The sequence below is a fragment of the Galbibacter orientalis DSM 19592 genome, assembly GCF_000260115.1.
In the GTDB taxonomy this organism is placed as follows: Bacteria; Bacteroidota; Bacteroidia; order Flavobacteriales; family Flavobacteriaceae; genus Galbibacter; species Galbibacter orientalis.
On the sequence record NZ_JH651379.1, the window covers coordinates 2,573,525 to 2,593,504 of the forward strand.

Below are 19,980 nucleotides of genomic sequence, written 5' to 3' on the forward strand. Positions count from 1 at the left end.
CAATTATTTTACAACAAAAACTACGTTGATAAGCGAGTTGTAGTCAGAAGGCACTGCCTTTATATCATAACTTAAAACTCCAGTATCTGAAATAGATACATTTTCAAATACATCCGTGTCGTAATAAGTTACATAGTAATACAATTCGTCTTCACCATAAGTAGGAATCCCACTAGAAGGAGCACTAGTACTTGAAACCATTGGCGAACCGTATTGGCTTACATAATCTTCATGTAGGTCTCTCGTATTTCCAGTTGAAACTGCAGATGCATTTAACGCTATCGACGGGGGATAGAAAATTCTAGCTGCTTTAGCGGTTACTTTTGACATAGCTGATATTGCTTCATTTGTATTAGTTTCATTAGTTCCATCTCCATCAACATCTAATTCTGTATCTAAACTTATACTTGAAGCTGTTTGCTCTTTCCATTCAACACCATCTCCTGCGGCATTAGTAGTAAGTATTTGATTTGCCGTACCATTTTTAATTTTAGCAGTAGTTATAGCCTCATCAGCAATGTCTGCTGTAGCAATGGTTTCGTCTTTAATTTCTGTAGAAGTAACAACTCCTTCAGCTATTTCAAGAGTTACATTATTAAAAGTTGCATTGGCTCCTCCTGTAACCGTAAGATCATTAGAAGTAATATCCCCATCTCCATTAATAGAAGCTATATCTACATCTAAAGCACCTGAAGTTGGGTTTTTAGTTAATCCTACTCCAGCTACCTCTTGATTAATATGCTTAGCTTCAACTGCAAGGTTTGATATTTTATACCCATTTACAGCCCCATCAGCAATTTTACTATCAGTAACTGCATGCAATAAGATTTTATCTGTGGTTACAGCATCATCCGCTAATTTTGCGTTTGTAATGGCAGCATCTGCAACTTCTATTTGATATTCTCCTCCTGAAACTCCTGTTCCAGAAACAGTAGTTGTTGTTCCATTTTTAATTAATGTTTCTGATCCGTCGGGAGTAGGTAATATAATACTATTACCATTTGATATAGATAATGTGTTTCCTGTTATAGCTAATTCCTGCTCATCTGTATTGTCTATATATCCTGATAAATCAATTTGATTTTCCGTTGTTTTAGGGGTTGACAACGTTAATACATTGGCAGTTAAGTTTAAATCCTGAAGCTCATTTGTCGAATTTGTATCCTCATCTGCACTAATATGATTATCTATGGCTGTTTCGTTAGCGTCAATTTGACTCTGTAAATCGTCAATAGAGTTGTTTGCCGCTGTTTTTGCAGCATCTAAATCTATTTGAACTTCTTCAATAGCATCTTGTACATTATTGCTTGAAACATTCCCTGCAGGAGAAAATGTTACTTCAGTAGCGGTTTGATCATCTGTATTATCTAAATATGGTGTCAAATCTACCGTCCCTCCATCTTCCAATGTTAATATATTGCCAGTAGCCAAACTTAATCCTTGGTCATCTGTATTATCTAAATATCCTGAAAGATTTACACTCCCTCCATCTTCTAATACTAAATCATTTCCTGATAAACTCAAAGCCTGATCATCTGTATTCACTCCACTTAAATCAATCGAAAAATCATAATCTTTTCCTTCTGAATCAGGCGTTACTGTTATACTACCATCTGTAGATGTAAGTGCTTGTATCTCATTCTCGTCATCCGTATCCCCATCTGCTGCATTGCTTGCTGCTAACTCGTCAATAGCTGCTTGTGTGTTTTCTGCTGTAAGTCCAGAGGTGCTATTGCTATAATCTACCTCTGAAGCGGTTTGATCGTCTGAACCTAAATCAGACAATGCTACTTGCAAAGTTCCCCCAGCATCTACTAACTCTAAATTAGTTCCATTAACTCCAAATGTAGTATTCAACTCATTCTCGTCATCTGTATCCCCATCTGCTGCATTACTTGCTGCTAACTCGTCAATAGCTGCTTGTGTGTTTCCTGCTGTAAGTCCAGAAGTGCTATTGCTATAATCTACTTCTGAGGCAGTTTGATCGTCTGAACCTAAATCAGACAATGCTACTTGCAAAGTTCCTCCAGCATCTACTAACTCTAAATTAGTTCCATTAACTCCAAATGTAGTATTCAACTCATTCTCGTCATCCGTATCCCCATCTGCTGCATTACTTGCTGCTAACTCGTCAATAGCTGCTTGTGTGTTTTCTGCTGTAAGTCCAGAAGTTCTATTGCTATAATCTACCTCTGAAGCGGTTTGGTCGTCACTGCTTCCTGCTGCTACTTCATCTATCGCTGATTGTACATTTGTAGCTGTTAATCCTTCTGAAGAAGTGAATTGTGTACTCGAGGCATCTACCGATAAATCATAGTTATTATCCGCATCTTTTGTAGCTACTACACTACCATCTGTAGATGTAAGTGTTTGTATCTCATTGGTTGCACTTAAATCCTCATCTGCCGATTCATGTGCTGCAAGAGCATTTGTGTTAGCTAATATTCCAGCATCAGTAGCTGCTTTATTTGTATCTACATCCGATTGTACCGCAGCTATTGCATTGGTTGCAGCTGTTTCATTTGCATCCACATCTGATTGTACTGCTGCTATCTCTGATGATTCTTCTAATAATGATAAATCTACACTAGTTCCTTTCCCATTCTCAATACCTATACTTAACGTATTTGTTGTACCATCTAAACTTGCTGTTCCTAAATCCTGATCATCACTACTTATATATCCTGATAAATCAATCTCAGAAGCAGCACTGTTGTTTGTTATTCTTAACTTATCTCCTGTTAATTCTAAATCCTGTATCTCATTGGTTGCACTTAAATCCTCATCTGCCGATTCATGTGCTGCAAGAGCATTTGTGTTAGCTAATATTCCAGCATCAGCAGCTGCTTTATTTGTATCTACATCCGATTGTACCGCAGCTATTGCATTGGTTGCAGCTGCTTCATTTGCATCCACATCTGATTGTACTGCTGCTATCTCTGATGATTCTTCTAATAATGATAAATCTACACTAGTTCCTTTCCCATTCTCAATACCTATACTTAACGTATTTGTTGTACCATCTAAACTTGCTGTTCCTAAATCCTGATCATCACTACTTATATATCCTGATAAATCAATCTCAGAAGCAGCACTGTTGTTTGTTATTCTTAACTTATCTCCTGTTAATTCTAAATCCTGTATCTCATTGGTTGCACTTAAATCCTCATCTGCCGATTCATGTGCTGCAAGAGCATTTGTGTTAGCTAATATTCCAGCATCAGCAGCTGTTTCATTTGCATCCACATCCGATTGTACTGCAGCTATTGCATTGGTTGCAGCTGCTTCATTTGCATCCACATCCGATTGTACCGCAGCTATTGCATCGGTTGCAGCTATTTCATTTGCATCCACATCTGATTGTACTGCTGCTATTTCTGATGATTCTTCTAATGATGATAAATTGGCAATAGCACTAGCTCCATCTTCTATCGAAATTGTTAAATCAGTTCCACTTAATGTAGCAGATTCTAAATTCTGATTATCTGTATTCACTCCACTTAAATCAATCGAAAAATCATAATCTTTTCCTTCTGAATCAGGCGTTACTGTTATACTTCCATCTGTAGATGTAAGTGTTTGTATCTCATTGGTTACACTTAAATCTTCATCTGCCGATTCATGTGCTGCAAGAGCATTTGTGTTAGCTAATATTCCAGCATCAGCAGCTGCTTTATTTGTATCTACATCCGATTGTACCGCAGCTATTGCATTGGTTGCAGCTATTTCATTTGCATCCACATCCGATTGTACCGCAGCTATTGCATTGGTTGCAGCTATTTCATTTGCATCCACATCTGATTGTACTGCTGCTATTTCTGATGATTCTTCTAATAATGATAAATCTACACTAGTTCCTTTCCCATTCTCAATACCTATACTTAACGTATTTGTTGTACCATCTAAACTTGCTGTTCCTAAATCCTGATCATCACTACTTATATATCCTGATAAATCAATCTCAGAAGCAGCACTGTTGTTTGTTATTTTTAACTTATCTCCTGTTAATTCTAAATCCTGTATCTCATTGGTTGCACTTAAATCTTCATCTGCCGATTCATGTGCTGCAAGAGCATTTGTATTAGCTAATATTCCAGCATCAGCAGCTGCTTTATTTGTATCTACATCCGATTGTACTGCAGCTATTGCATTGGTTGCAGCTGTTTCATTTGCATCCACATCCGATTGTACTGCAGCTATTGCATTGGTTGCAGCTGCTTCATTTGCATCCACATCTGATTGTACTGCTGCTATCTCTGATGATTCTTCTAATAATGATAAATCTACACTAGTTCCTTTCCCATTCTCAATACCTATACTTAACGTATTTGTTGTACCATCTAAACTTGCTGTTCCTAAATCCTGATCATCACTACTTATATATCCTGATAAATCAATCTCAGAAGCAGCACTGTTGTTTGTTATTTTTAACTTATCTCCTGTTAATTCTAAATCCTGTATCTCATTGGTTGCACTTAAATCCTCATCTGCCGATTCATGTGCTGCAAGAGCATTTGTGTTAGCTAATATTCCAGCATCAGCAGCTGCTTTATTTGTATCCACATCCGATTGTACTGCAGCTATTGCATTGGTTGCAGCTGCTTCATTTGCATCCACATCTGATTGTACTGCTGCTATTTCTGATGATTCTTCTAATGATGATAAATTGGCAATAGCACTAGCTCCATCTTCTATCGAAATTGTTAAATCAGTTCCACTTAATGTAGCAGATTCTAAATTCTGATTATCTGTATTCACTCCACTTAAATCAATCGAAAAATCATAATCTTTTCCTTCTGAATCAGGCGTTACTGTTATACTTCCATCTGTAGATGTAAGTGTTTGTATCTCATTGGTTGCACTTAAATCTTCATCTGCCGATTCATGTGCTGCAAGAGCATTTGTGTTAGCTAATATTCCAGCATCAGCAGCTGCTTTATTTGTATCTACATCCGATTGTACCGCAGCTATTGCATTGGTTGCAGCTGTTTCATTTGCATCCACATCCGATTGTACTGCTGCTATTTCTGATGATTCTTCTAATAATGATAAATCTACACTAGTTCCTTTCCCATTCTCAATACCTATACTTAACGTATTTGTTGTACCATCTAAACTTGCTGTTCCTAAATCCTGATCATCACTACTTATATATCCTGATAAATCAATCTCAGAAGCAGCACTGTTGTTTGTTATTTTAACTTATCTCCTGTTAATTCTAAATCCTGTATCTCATTGGTTGCACTTAAATCCTCATCTGCCGATTCATGTGCTGCAAGAGCATTTGTGTTAGCTAATATTCCAGCATCAGCAGCTGCTTTATTTGTATCTACATCCGATTGTACCGCAGCTATTGCATTGGTTGCAGCTGTTTCATTTGCATCCACATCCGACTGTACTGCTGCTATTTCTGATGATTCTTCTAATAATGATAAATCTACACTAGTTCCTTTCCCATTCTCAATACCTATACTTAACGTATTTGTTGTACCATCTAAACTTGCTGTTCCTAAATCCTGATCATCACTACTTATATATCCTGATAAATCAATCTCAGAAGCAGCACTGTTGTTTGTTATTTTAACTTATCTCCTGTTAATTCTAAATCCTGTATCTCATTGGTTGCACTTAAATCTTCATCTGCCGATTCATGTGCTGCAAGAGCATTTGTGTTAGCTAATATTCCAGCATCAGCAGCTGCTTTATTTGTATCTACATCCGATTGTACTGCAGCTATTGCATTGGTTGCAGCTGCTTCATTTGCATCCACATCCGATTGTACCGCAGCTATTGCATCGGTTGCAGCTATTTCATTTGCATCCACATCTGATTGTACTGCTGCTATTTCTGATGATTCTTCTAATAATGATAAATCTACACTAGTTCCTTTCCCATTCTCAATACCTATACTTAACGTATTTGTTGTACCATCTAAACTTGCTGTTCCTAAATCCTGATCATCACTACTTATATATCCTGATAAATCAATCTCAGAAGCAGCACTGTTGTTTGTTATTTTTAACTTATCTCCTGTTAATTCTAAATCCTGTATCTCATTGGTTGCACTTAAATCCTCATCTGCCGATTCATGTGCTGCAAGAGCATTTGTGTTAGCTAATATTCCAGCATCAGCAGCTGCTTTATTTGTATCTACATCCGACTGTACTGCAGCTATTGCATCAGTTGCAGCTATTTCATTTGCATCCACATCCGATTGTACCGCAGCTATTGCATCTGCATTTGTTCCTATGGAAGTTGTATTTGAAGTAATGTTTGTTTCATTAGTGGTTACTCTTGTACCTAAATTAGTGATATCAGTAGCATTTGTTGTAATGGCAGCTTTGTTAGTTAATATATCCTCAGTGTTTGTAGTTATATTTGTTGTATTAGCTGCAACTCCTGACTGCAAAACTGCATCATCATAAAATGCACCCCCATCTGATCCTACTTCTACATCATTATCATCATCGCCACTTACAATTGTTTGATTTGATGCTGTAATTGCTCCATCCACATATGTCTTTACAGCCAACTCTGTCGGGAACTTTGTATTAGTATCATCCGCTAAAGTAACATCTGCTGATTTATTTGATGCATCTTCCTTTAAAGCTATTGCATCTGCATTTGTTCCTATGGAAGTTGTATTTGAAGTAATGTTTGTTTCATTAGTGGTTACTCTTGTACCTAAATTAGTGATATCAGTAGCATTTGTTGTAATGGCAGCTTTGTTAGTTAATATATCCTCAGTGTTTGTAGTTATATTTGTTGTATTAGCTGCAACTCCTGACTGCAAAACTGCATCATCATAAAATGCACCCCCATCTGATCCTACTTCTACATCATTATCATCATCGCCACTTACAATTGTTTGATTTGATGCTGTAATTGCTCCATCCACATAACTCTTCGTTGCTGCATCTTGATTTGCTGTTGGAATTCCTAAATTAGTAATCACAATTCCATTTGCATCTGCTCCTTCTCCTAATACATTTGCTAAATCTTGCTCATCCTTATCTATTGCATCAGCAATTTCATCAAAAGATACATGAACTTGTCCTCCATCACTATCGGTAATAACTAATTGCTTGTTCTCTGTATCTACTTCAAATTCTTTGTTTGTTACTATATTCCCAGATGTTAATTCCCAAGAATCTCCATCCCAGAAATATAAAATTCCAGTATCGGTATTTATATAAATATCTCCAAGATCTGCTGGATAGAAGGTAACTCCAGGTGCTGTTACATCCGTACCTTTAATTACCTCACAATTACATTGATTTTCAAGGTTTATGGTTGTTTGAGAAAACGCAAACCCAGAAATAAGCAATACAATAATTATAATTCCGTTTTTCATTCTTAATTTAATTTCTTAACAATAATTATCTTAAAATTTAAACAGCAAATTCCACTGCTGTCTAAACAACATTAAATTTTATTTAATAAATTTTGGTGTATTTTTTAGCTACATCCTTTCTAAAAAAATTAGATCTTTAAGATGTAAAACTCATTTATTTGAGAGTAGTTGGTTTTCATTTTTATATGAGGTTTGAAATAGGTTTTCTTTTTATTTTCAATCTTCAAAACTACTGTAAAACAAAAGCTTAATAAAAAAAATGATGTGTAATAAAGCTATTATGTTGTATGGTCGATTAACAGTATTTTTTACAGATTAACTACATTAATTTTTGTTTACACGGTAGGTTTTATTTCTATTTGTTATGACTGTTTGAACACGAACAAATAATTTTGCATTTTCAGAAACATACTCACATCCACCTTCTGTGTTATTAATTACTAATCTGTATACATATCCTTCTTTTTCGATTTCTGGATTTAACACTTCTAAACTCGCTGTAGTGTATCCACTATAATTTATAGCATCTGTAATATCTGAGAAAGTAGTACCTCCATCTGTACTTTCTTGCCATTGATAGGTGTTTACGTTTTTAGCAGTAACCGAAAAACTAGCATTATTCCCCACAAATACCGTTTGATCCTCAGGTTGATTTCCTTCGTTAATTACAAATGGAGTAATTTTTGTAACGGCCGAAACATCAGGAAAAGTTTCCCCTGAATTAAGTCCCCCATACTCAACCAAATATCCTTTAGGTTGGTATGCTCCACTAGTAGCTCCAGTATTTGAGAGGTCATTCCATGAACCATCAAAACCAGTTCCTGGGGCGTTGATATGCGCATAATCTTCATCTCCCGATTGGTTTGGCTCTCCGGTATTCCAATTAGCATACATTCCATTTACTACAGTTCCTCCTCCAGTACCCTGCCAAAATTGCTGACCAGCTTCTGGTCCAGTTACCCATTTCCATTCCCCTTCAACAGCAGCATCACTTGCTCCAATCCAGCCAGCCCCTGGCGATTGCTCGCCTAATAAAGCAGCTTCATCTGCTGAAGTTATAGTAGCTAAATATCCTTGTACGCCATAAAAATTTCTGGCTTCGGCTGCTGCTTTAGCTACTGTCCATGTAATTCCTTCAGAAGGGATATATTCATAGTAATGACCAGAAGATTCTAAGAAATTTAATTCCGATAAAACAATGGAAATATCTTTAGTAGCATCATTTAAAACCGCAGTAGAACTATAACGAACCGCTAAAACTGCTTGCTCAAAAGCTTCAAGTGTAGCAGGACCTGTAAGAGTAAGCTTCCCTTCTGTTGGATTCCAACTTGAAGTAATTCCAGTAATCGAATTATTATAACTCAATAAATCTCCATCATCATAATTTTCTGAAATTTGAATAAATACCTTTTCGAGACTGTCTTGATCGTCGGTTATACTAACGCTCTCCACTATTGGGGTAGAACCACCTATACAATGAATAAGATTTCCAACCGCATTAATTTCTGGCGGATTGTTATCAATTCCATCATTAGCATCTCTAAAATCAACATCCCCTCCAGAATTAACATCCGAATCCATATCTGGCAAAACTACAGCCCCTGTTAAAGGGTTATCTATTGTTCCACCAGGATCTGCATATCCAACGGATGTATCTGTACTATTATCTAAACCATCATTATCACTATCTGCATTACTAAGTGTTAATCCAGCTTCAAGGGCATCATTATTGCCTTGATCATCACTATTAATATCTAAAAAATCTGGAGTTCCATCACCATCAGTATCTACAGGAATAATTCCATTCGCTCCATATGCATTATCCACCCCGTTTGTTCTGTTTCCAGAAGGTGCAATATAACCTAAGGTGGTTTGAGCTTCTACATTATCAGGAATTCCATCACCATCACTATCAAGATCTTTATAATCGGGAATCCCATCATTATCTGTGTCTACTGTGGAACAATCGTTACTTGGCAAAGTATAAGTTGCACCATAAATTCTAAATCCAATTTGGTAAGCTATAATTTTTACATATTGTAAAGAAGATTTTGTAACTATATTTAATGTTGATTTGGTTGGCCTTGCTACTCCTTGACCTACATACCCCTCGTTACTTACTCCAGTTGAGTTGGTTTTTTCTATATTAAAATCAGAACCACTAACTGAAGGATCAGCTTCTACAACTAATGATATTGTTGAACCTATTGGCAATACTTGAGGGAATTTCAGGAAAAGATTAGACTGCCCTTCATAATTACCTACAGCATTATTTGCATATGTTGTTCCTGGAAATCCTTCAACGTTAGCAACATTGTAAAAGTATTGGATATTCTTAGCCTCTTGAACATATCCTACAGATTTACACTCTACATCATTTAATATTCCATCTCCATCTACATCCTTATCTGTATTATCTTTCACGCCATCTTTGTCCAAATCGTTACATAAACCAGAAAGTATTGAAAAAGGTAATGGTCTTTTATTTATACTTGGACCAGCATAAGAAACAGAAAGATTACTGCTTCCTCCATTTTCATAAAATAATATTTGTATCGAATGTTTCCCAGACGGTAACCAAACTCCACCTGACCGCTCTTGACTCCCATGATTCCCATCATTACTTACAACTTGAGTGCCATTTATATATAGTTTAGAACCATCATCGGAAGTAGTATAAAAAGTGTAATTACCAGCCGTAGTAATATTAATATATCCTCGGTAACGTATGGAATATGTATCTGCATCACCAGGGTCTATAGTGTTCTGAAGAGCTCCAACGTCAAAGTTTCCTATCTGCCCCATTCCTAATGAACCAGAAGTAGGAATATTATCTACTGTATTCCCAGAAGGGACACCTTCATAAAATTCATAATCCAACACCCCAGAGCATGGCGGAGTTTGGCCGTAAATAAGGATTGGAAACAAAAGTAAGTATACTAAAAAACAAAGTTTATTCATTAGGATTGAGGGGTGTAGGTTAATTTAATATTTTGAAACAATTCAAGTAATTTTTCTAATTTAGTTCTTGTTAATATTTTGTTAAAGCGAAAATTATCCTACAAATATATTATGCTTGCATACTATATTGAAAATAAAAAAGACTATACACACTAATCTATCGATGAAATACATAAAGGTTATAATCACCTATATTCTATTTTTTTAGTTAAACGTTTTAGTTTTAAAACATTCATTTATAAAATATTGAACTAAATAGTGGCATTTGATCTTTATTAATTTATTTTTGCAGTCCTTAAAAAAAGGTAAGCATGCGTTTAGAAGAAGAAATTAAAAGAAGGAGAACATTTGGGATTATTTCTCACCCAGATGCTGGTAAAACAACATTAACCGAAAAGCTTTTGCTTTTTGGTGGCGCTATTCAAGAAGCTGGGGCTGTTAAAAGCAATAAAATAAAAAAAGGAGCTACAAGCGATTTTATGGAGATTGAGCGCCAGAGAGGGATTTCTGTAGCTACTTCTGTATTAGCTTTTAACTATCAGAATAAAAAAATTAATATTCTTGACACCCCTGGACATAAGGATTTTGCTGAAGATACTTTTAGAACGCTTACCGCAGTAGACAGTGTTATTGTAGTAATAGATGTTGCTAAAGGGGTGGAGGAACAAACCGAGAAATTGGTTGAAGTTTGCCGCATGCGCAACATTCCAATGATTGTTTTTATAAACAAATTAGACCGTGAAGGAAAGGATGCCTTTGATCTTTTAGATGAAGTAGAACAAAAACTTAATTTAAAAGTTACTCCGCTTAGTTTTCCTATCGGAATGGGATACGATTTTAAAGGAATTTATAATGTTTGGGAAAAAAACATCAATCTTTTTAGTGGCGACAGTAAAAAGAACATCGAAGAAACCATTGCTTTTGATGATGTTACTAACCCCGATTTAGATAAAATAATTGGCGAAAAATCTGCTAAAGATTTACGAGAAAACCTAGAATTGGTTTATGAGGTATATCCAGATTTTAACCGTGAAGAATATTTAAAAGGCGATTTACAACCTGTGTTTTTTGGCTCTGCTTTAAATAATTTTGGAGTTAGAGAACTTTTAGATTGCTTTGTTGATATTGCCCCTACACCGCTTCCAAAAAAAGCAGAAGAACGCTTGGTTGATCCTAATGAAAAAGAATTTTCTGGTTTTGTTTTTAAAATCCATGCTAATATGGATCCTAAACACCGAGATCGATTAGCTTTTATAAAAATAGTTTCTGGTACTTTTGAAAGAAATACGCCATACTTACATGTTAGAAATAATAAAAAATTAAAATTCTCTAGCCCTAATGCCTTTTTTGCTGAAAAGAAAGAGATTGTAGATATTTCTTATGCTGGAGATATTGTTGGGTTACACGATACAGGGAATTTCAAAATTGGTGACACTTTAACGCAAGGGGAAGCGCTCAACTTTAAAGGCGTACCTAGTTTTTCTCCTGAACACTTCCGCTATATTAATAATGCAGACCCAATGAAGGCTAAACAACTAGACAAAGGAATTAGTCAGTTAATGGATGAAGGGGTTGCTCAGTTATTCACTTTAGAAATGAATAATCGAAAAATTATTGGTACTGTTGGAGCCCTACAATATGAGGTAATTCAATACCGATTGGAGCATGAATATGGAGCAAAATGTACTTATGAAAACTTACCAGTACACAAAGCTTGCTGGGTAGAACCTAAAGATGCTAATAGTGAAGAATTCAAAGAATTTAAGCGTGTAAAACAAAAATTCCTAGCCAAGGATAAACAAGGACAATTGGTTTTCTTAGCAGATTCTTCTTTTTCAATACAAATGACTCAACAAAAGTATCCGAATGTAATACTTCATTTTGTTTCGGAGTATAAGTAAACTATCTTAATAGTTTATTGGGCATAAAAAGAATAGCAAAAAACATATAAACGCAAAGAAAATAGTCAATAACTGTGATTAAGTAAATAACGTTAGTTAAATATGGTATTTACTTAATCACACGATAGGCTCTATTCCTATTCATAATTACAGTTTTAACCCTCACTTTAACTGTCACTTCTGTTGAAGAATTGTAAGGACTACATAAATAACCCGTATTTTCTAGTAAAACTCTATATTTATAACCTTCCATAGAAAACTCTGCTTTTTTAATAGTAAGGGTCTTAGAATTCACTCCCGCATATACATCGTTATCTACAAGGTCTACAAAACTATTACCAGCATCTGTACTTAACTGCCAACGGTAATTGGTTACATTGTCTGCTAGAATCGTAATATTTGAAGCATGGCCATCAAACAGCGTCTTATTTTGGAGCTTAAATGAAATAGTAGGCTGGCTACTTTTTTTTCTGAAATCAAACACCCCATCTGCATCGCCATCTCTTGGGGTTGTATAACCTCCTTGCTCAATTATAATCCCTAAGGAGTTTACAGAAACTGGGGTCTTTCCTAAAATTCCATCGTTATCTTCATCTAAAAATCCAGCTTCTATAACATCATTACAACCATCCGAATCGCTGTCGAGCGACATATAATCGAGCACATTATCTTCATTAGAATCTGCTATGCTGTAATTAATATTTCCACTATCAAATTGCCCAGTTGCCTGTACGCTATTTGGAATTCCATCTGCACCTACAGCTCCAATAACTTTTCCTTCAGAATTTATACTTTTTCCATGACCTGATTCCACAGCATCAAATATTCCATCATTATCACTATCTAAATCCAAGCTATTTGGAATCCCATCACCATCTGTATCAACAGAAACGCAACCTGGCGTAAAACTACTTTCATTAACCGCAAAGAAAACAGGATCTGCACCACTCGATATTTCTAACCTAAATGCAACTGCTTTACTTATTTCTGCTGATGTAAGATTAAACTCAGATAATTCTACAGCTGCAAAGCGTAATCCCTTACGTTCATTGGCTGCATGTTTACTATCATCTGGATTGTATTGATCTACTATTGATTCTCCAACAATAGGAATATTATCCCAAATAATCTCCAACCCATTTCCAAGATAATTTCCATTAGCATCCAATAAATTTAGTCGGTTATAATTAGATCCTGCTGTTAATTTAGCTCCTTGGGTTAATAGAATATCCATAACCCCATCATTATATGCAGCAGCAGTACTTCCTCCTAACCTAAAAGACCAAGTATTTCCTATATTAGCAATAGTATATGCCATGTCCAAACCTCTTTCTCCTTCATATAAATAAGGATTAAAAGGAATCCCACCAGAGGTTAATAATGGCCCCGATGCATTTGTTAAATTCCCATCTAAGGCTCTAGCTTCTAAACGAATTCCTTTGGTAATTCTTGTTACTGGTTTAACTGCAACCCAAGTTGTTTCCTCTATATTGACATCCTTTACCCCGTCTCCATCTGTATCTATCCCGTCGTATCTACCATTATTATCAATATCTATCATTCTAGAATTTACAACCCCTGTAGCATATGTTTTCCCCATCGATTCAAAAGCTAAAAGTGTAGAATGACCATCAAAAGCAGTTGGATTAACACTACTTGTTTTGGAACTCCAATACCCCTTAAAATCAGAATAAATAGCAGTTACACTATTGTCGGAAATAACTGAAGGTGGTGGGGTAGCATAACTTTCAGAAAATTCGCATTCATCTTCCATAAGATCTGGAATTCCATCATTATCATCATCTTTATCAATATCATCTGTTAAACCATCTCCATCTGTATCTACAAGAACCTCTGTGGAAATGTATTTTTCAGTATGAAAATATTTTTTTGAAAAACTGTATATGGAGTTTATAACACTCAGTACACAAAGAAGAATAACAAGTTTTACAATTGAAAAACGAAACTTATTACGCACTAGTTTAAAAGGCATTTTAATAGGTTTAGGGGGAATTATAAGATGTATTTACATTGCTAGCTAAACTACTTATATTGATTTTAAAAGAAAACTAAATGTTGTAAACAGCATTTATAGTGTGGTATATTTAGTACACCCCAATTTATGCTTAGGCACTTCAAAAAAAATCAACTCCCTCGAGGCAAGTCTACGAGGAATTCAAAGGAAAATAATTTAATCCACTCCTACATAGAGCCCTTTGATATACTCAGAACAAGCTCTGAGGCAATAAAACTCTCAATAAGGGATTAAACTAAAATGGAGCTACTAATTATAAATGAAGAAAAACGAGCAAAAAAAAAGCCCAGATCTTCATCTGGGCTTGACGCACTAATATACTAAGATGTTAGGTTTATCGTAACCGATCTACAGATTTTACAAGATCTTCGTCCTTTTTAATGGCTCTATTTGCCAACACTAAAAAAACGATAGAAATAATAGGAAGAAGCATCCCAATACCCTTCTCCGAAACATTAGTTTCTCCGGATAACACTAGTGATCGATAAACGAAAAATCCTAGTAAAAAAAGATTAAGTATCATGTTCAATCTATTCAAGACAAATTGATTTTTTCGTTTTTTGAATAAGAAAATAGTAATAAATGCTAAAACGGCCGAAGCAATAAATAAAGCAGAATATAAAATATCGCTCTCTGCATAGACTGCTTCACCTGCATTATCTGTCCATAAATACACCCAGAAAGGCAAAACCCCACTGATTATAACTACTAAAAATAAATATATGCTCTGTATGCGTTGTAACACGTTTTCTTATTTGTTAGGCAAAAATAACGTTCTTTTCGAAAAAATATGCTTGTTTATTAAAATAAATTTGTAATATTGCGTAGTCAATTCGAAACGAGTACTTTACTACGTTCCAATTTGAACTTCTATAATTATTTTCAAGAAAACAATCATTTTCACCTCAAACCAATAATAAATTATTTATTTAATCAATGTTTGAAATTTCAGATTTAAAAGCAAAAAAACTTGCTGAGTTGCATGAGATTGCCAAAGTGGCTGGTATTCCTAAATACAAATCTCTTAAGAAGAACGATTTAGTATATCAAATCTTAGATGTACAAGCAGCAAGTCCAGAGGCAGTAGCTAAAGAAAAGGCACAAGCCAAGAATACTCCTGAGGAGAGTAACAAAACTGCACCAACTTCTACCCCAAGAAAAAGAACCCGAACTACAAAGAAACCTTCTAACGCTCCTCAAAAAGAAACTCAAAATACACCTCAAAAAACTTCGGATTCTAACTCTGAAATTAAAAAAAATGAGCCTTCTAATACAAAAGCAGCTACTCCAAAAGAGAAAGCTCCCGTAAAAGAAGAGGCTAAAACAGAGGATTCAAGGAAGCACACCAATGCTCCAAAAAACAATAATAACGATAATAAGAATCCTAAAGCGCGTAAGGATAATAATAATCCGCAACAGCGTAACAACAAACCTCATCATAATAAAAACAACAATCCTCCAAAGGATAAAGATAATTATGACAAGGAAAAGAAAAGTCGCTATAGAGATCCTGATTTTGAATTTGATGGAATTGTAGAGAGTGAAGGTGTTTTAGACATCATGCAAGACGGATATGGCTTTTTAAGAAGTAGTGATTACAACTACTTGTCGTCTCCAGATGATATTTATGTATCGCAATCTCAAATTCGTTTATTCGGATTAAAAACTGGTGATACTGTTAAAGGAACTGTACGTCCTCCAAAAGAAGGAGAAAAATACTTCCCACTTATAAAGGTTAATCTTATTAATGGTTTAGACCCTCAAGTGGTTAGAGATCGTGTTTCTTTTGAACACTTAACACCATTATTTCCTACGGAAAAATTTAGATTAGCAGAAAGACAAAGTACTATGTCTACACGTATTGTAGACTTATTCTCTCCTATTGGAAAAGGACAACGTGGAATGATAGTTTCGCAACCTAAAACTGGTAAAACAATGTTATTAAAAGACATTGCAAATGCCATTGCCGCTAATCATCCTGAAGTGTATCAATTAATTTTATTGATTGATGAACGTCCAGAGGAGGTTACAGATATGCAACGCCATGTACGTGGAGAAGTTATTGCTTCTACTTTTGATGAACCAGCAGACAGACACGTAAAAGTGGCTAATATTGTATTAGAAAAAGCAAAACGCTTGGTAGAATGCGGTCATGATGTAGTTATTCTTTTAGATTCTATTACACGTTTAGCACGTGCTTACAATACCGTACAACCTGCTAGTGGTAAAGTACTTAGTGGTGGTGTAGATGCCAATGCGTTACACAAACCAAAAAGATTCTTTGGTGCTGCAAGAAATATTGAAGGAGGTGGATCTCTTACAATTATTGCTACTGCACTTACAGATACAGGTTCTAAAATGGATGAAGTTATCTTTGAAGAATTTAAAGGAACTGGAAACATGGAGCTACAATTGGATAGACGTATCTCTAACAAACGTATTTTCCCTGCTATCGATCTTATTTCTTCTTCTACGCGTCGTGATGACTTGTTATTAGATGAAAATTCGATTCAACGTATTTGGATTTTACGCAAGTATTTATCAGATATGAATCCTATTGAAGCCATGGAATTTATGGAGCAACGTATAAAAATGACAAAAAATAATGAAGAATTTTTAATGACTATGAATCAGTAGTTTTTTAATTCTTCTGTTTTATAAAAAAGTGGCTTTTTAAAAAGTAATTTGAAGTTGTAAAAGCTTGTTGAAGCTTTTACAATTAACACTCCAAAAGAATCCTTCGACATACTCAGGATGACATTTAGAGTTTAGATACTTTTTAAAAAGCCACTTTTTTTATATGTGGGCAGACCAACTTTAGTATAAATTATTTTAATTGCTATAAAACTTCAACGTTAAGATCGTTTTTTCTTCACCTGTATGGACAATCTAAAATAAAGAGACCGTGCAATCATTATCAATACAAATGAAAACGGAAAAGCAAATATTAAAGTAGCTGCTTGCAAAGCTTTAATTCCACCACCAGCTAAAAGAACCAAACTCAATACTCCCAAGACAATTCCCCATGTTATTTTCATTTTCATGGTGGGATCTAAGTCGCCTTCCGATGTCATCATACTAATTACAAAAGTTGCAGAATCGGCAGATGTAACCAAAAATGTAAACAATAAAAATAAGGCTGTTACTGAAGTTACACTTGACAACGGAAGTTGTTCAAACAATAAAAATGTCCCTACACTAATCTCTTTCAACATCGCTCCTCCTATTGGAATTTTATCAATCATTTCTAGATGAATAGCGGTTCCTCCAAAAACAGAAAACCAAAACAAACTAAAAATTGCAGGCACTAATAAGCACCCTACAATAAGCTCTCTTACTGTTCTTCCTTTAGAGATTCTCGCAATAAAAATACCTACAAAAGGAGCCCATGCAATCCACCATGTAAAGTAACTAAGCGTCCAGTCTCCCATCCAATTTTCGTAATTAGCATCATATGGATTTAATCTAAAACTCAACGCTGGTAACTCCTGAAGATACTGACCAATAGAGTTAACAAAAACTTTCAAATCGAATAATGTATTCCCAACTATAAAAACAAATAACAATAAAAGAATAGCAATAATCATATTCAAATTAGATAAGATTCTAATTCCTTTTTTTAAACCTGTGGAGGACGAAACAATAAAAACTAATGTAATAATTGAAATAATAACAGCATACCCCATAAAATTGGAAGTTTCCATGTCAAACACATGATTTAATCCTTTGCTTATTTGCAACACCCCCACCCCTAACGAGGTACTTACCCCAAAAATAACTGCAAGAATAGATATTAAATCGGTCGTAGATTTTACAACTGTTTGTATTTTTTTATTAGAAGTAAAATTTAAAATACTCGAGGAGACCAAATAACGCTTTCGTTTTCTAAATCCATAATAGGCAATTCCTACAGCGCAAACGGTATAAATACCCCACGCATGAAGTCCCCAATGAAATGCAGAATACGTCATTGCAGAGGTAGCTGCGGCTGCACTTCCTGAAGGATCTACAGGAGAATTTAAAAAATGACTCATAGGCTCTGCGCTCCCGTAAAATAATATTCCAACTCCCATTCCTGCAGAGAATAGCATAGAATACCACGAAAAGTTAGAAAATTCTGGGCGCTCATCTGGATGTCCTAGCACAACAGAACCAAATCTTCCAGAAGCCAAAAACAATAGAAAAATTAAGAATCCAGAAGCAACTAACACATAAAACCAATTTAAATATTTAGTCACAAAACCAGCTATCCATTGAGCAAAATCTGCAAGATCTTCTCCAGCACTAAATGCAAAAATCATTACTAAGACTGTAACAAAAAGGCTAATCCAGAAATTAATTCCAATTATAGACTTCTCCTCATCTCTAATTTCTTTAACATCTCTTCGGATATCGTCCAATTCATTTTCAATAACTCGCGCTTTGAAAGTTCGTTTTTTCTTTTCTATTTCTTTATATGAATTTGCTTTAGATAAGTCTAGTTCTTTCCGCAGCTCAATTTCATATTCTTCAACCATCGAATCTATCTCTAGCTGCACTTCTGGATTTACAATTTCATTAGTCTCTTTTTCCTTCATAGTATGTAAGTTCTTCTATAATTAACATCAAGTTACTTATTTCTTATCATTTCTCCTTCCTTAAATAGGAATAAAAACTACAACGTTTTAGGTTATAAGCTTGTTAATGAATGGATTATTAAAAAAAGTTTTTATATTTTGAATGAAAACCAACTCAGATGAAGCAGTTAAAACGATTCATTACACCAATCTTACTATTTGCACTCTCCATATTTTTTAAATCGGGTGCAAACACCTTTTTAAATTTTAACGAAGAAACTTCTCTAATTGTAGGAAAGCTAAGCTCCATACTTTTAATAATTAGTGTAGCTTGGACTCTCATAGTTATTTTAAGAGTCTTAAAAGCAAGATACTTACGTAGATATGATATTAATAGTGAAAACAACCTCAACGCTAGAAAACTCTATACACAGTTTAATATTTTAGAGCGAATTATAATATTTATCATCATTATTATTGCGGTGGCAGTTACTTTAATGCTTTTTGAAAGCGTCCGAAAAATAGGACTAAGCTTATTTGCCTCTGCAGGTATTGCCGGTATTATTTTAGGTTTAGCTGCTCAAAAAGTAATTGGAACCATTCTTGCGGGACTTCAAATAGCAATTTCACAACCTATTCGTTTAGACGATGTTTTAGTTGTAGAAGGAGAATGGGGATGGGTAGAAGAAATTTCGTTAACATTTGTAGTTGTAAGAATCTGGGATAAACGCCGATTGATACTCCCAACCACCTATTTTATCGAAAAACCTTTTCAGAATTGGACCCGGAATAACTCCGACATCCTTGGCACCGTCTTTATTTATACCGATTACAACGTTCCTTTTGACAAGTTACGAGACGAACTTACCCGCTTACTCAATAGCACCAATTTATGGGACGGAAAAGCAAACGTACTTCAAGTTACAGACGCAAAAGAAAACTACGTAGAAATAAGAGCCCTCATGAGTGCCAGTAGTTCCCCAAAAGCATGGGATTTACGGGTATTTGTAAGAGAAAAATTAATAACATATATCCAAACAAATTATCCTGAAAGCTTTCCTAAAACACGAGTTCAAGTTAAAGACTTCATATCTGTTAAGAATAAAGATTAAATAGTCCTCCTCAAAACAAGAATAGAGGGCTTTAGCAGGGGTTCTAGAAGTATTTTAACAG

General features: G+C 35.1%; 10 protein-coding genes. 3 read left to right on the forward strand and 7 right to left on the reverse strand.

The window, feature by feature from the left end:
* Window positions 1–3 precede the first annotated feature (3 nt).
* The 4 genes from JOOMADRAFT_RS11340 to JOOMADRAFT_RS19715 all read right to left on the reverse strand — a co-directional run bounded on the left by JOOMADRAFT_RS11340 (window position 4) and on the right by JOOMADRAFT_RS19715 (window position 10,315).
* The gene (locus JOOMADRAFT_RS11340; protein WP_008613499.1) at window positions 4–5,004 is read right to left on the reverse strand and encodes a beta strand repeat-containing protein; all 5,001 of its coding nucleotides are present in this window, start codon (window positions 5,002–5,004) and stop codon (window positions 4–6) included.
* A 188-nt stretch (window positions 5,005–5,192) separates the two neighbouring features.
* Complete coding sequence (locus JOOMADRAFT_RS11345) at window positions 5,193–5,387, reverse strand: hypothetical protein (protein ID WP_008613501.1); 195 nt, start codon at window positions 5,385–5,387, stop codon at window positions 5,193–5,195.
* A gap of 188 nt (window positions 5,388–5,575) precedes the next feature.
* A complete protein-coding gene (locus tag JOOMADRAFT_RS11350) occupies window positions 5,576–7,354 on the reverse strand; it encodes an autotransporter outer membrane beta-barrel domain-containing protein (protein WP_008613502.1) in 1,779 nt (592 codons plus the stop codon).
* A 324-nt stretch (window positions 7,355–7,678) separates the two neighbouring features.
* Window positions 7,679–10,315 (reverse strand): PA14 domain-containing protein, encoded by a 2,637-nt coding sequence (locus tag JOOMADRAFT_RS19715; RefSeq protein WP_008613505.1) that lies wholly within the window; start codon window positions 10,313–10,315, stop codon window positions 7,679–7,681.
* Between the two features lie 311 nt (window positions 10,316–10,626).
* On the opposite strand from JOOMADRAFT_RS19715, the gene JOOMADRAFT_RS11360 reads away from it, so the two are divergent.
* Window positions 10,627–12,216 carry a peptide chain release factor 3 gene (locus JOOMADRAFT_RS11360; RefSeq protein WP_008613506.1) on the forward strand — a complete coding sequence of 530 codons (1,590 nt, stop codon included), beginning with the start codon at window positions 10,627–10,629 and terminating at the stop codon, window positions 12,214–12,216.
* A gap of 109 nt (window positions 12,217–12,325) precedes the next feature.
* Here the strand turns inward: JOOMADRAFT_RS11360 and JOOMADRAFT_RS11365 are convergent, their stop codons facing one another.
* The gene (locus tag JOOMADRAFT_RS11365; RefSeq protein ID WP_008613508.1) at window positions 12,326–14,209 is read right to left on the reverse strand and encodes a hypothetical protein; all 1,884 of its coding nucleotides are present in this window, start codon (window positions 14,207–14,209) and stop codon (window positions 12,326–12,328) included.
* A gap of 376 nt (window positions 14,210–14,585) precedes the next feature.
* Complete coding sequence (locus tag JOOMADRAFT_RS11370) at window positions 14,586–14,996, reverse strand: DUF4293 domain-containing protein (RefSeq protein WP_008613509.1); 411 nt, start codon at window positions 14,994–14,996, stop codon at window positions 14,586–14,588.
* A 191-nt stretch (window positions 14,997–15,187) separates the two neighbouring features.
* Here JOOMADRAFT_RS11370 and rho point away from each other — a divergent pair, with 191 nt between their 5' ends.
* Window positions 15,188–16,888: a transcription termination factor Rho gene (rho, locus tag JOOMADRAFT_RS11375; RefSeq protein ID WP_008613510.1), complete on the forward strand. Its 1,701-nt coding sequence runs from the start codon at window positions 15,188–15,190 to the stop codon at window positions 16,886–16,888.
* Between the two features lie 218 nt (window positions 16,889–17,106).
* On the opposite strand, the gene JOOMADRAFT_RS11380 is transcribed toward rho, so the two are convergent.
* Entirely contained in the window at window positions 17,107–18,828 is a 1,722-nt protein-coding gene (locus JOOMADRAFT_RS11380; RefSeq protein ID WP_008613511.1) for a BCCT family transporter, read from the reverse strand.
* Between the two features lie 158 nt (window positions 18,829–18,986).
* On the opposite strand from JOOMADRAFT_RS11380, the gene JOOMADRAFT_RS11385 reads away from it, so the two are divergent.
* Complete coding sequence (locus JOOMADRAFT_RS11385) at window positions 18,987–19,919, forward strand: mechanosensitive ion channel family protein (protein ID WP_008613512.1); 933 nt, start codon at window positions 18,987–18,989, stop codon at window positions 19,917–19,919.
* Window positions 19,920–19,980 lie beyond the last annotated feature (61 nt).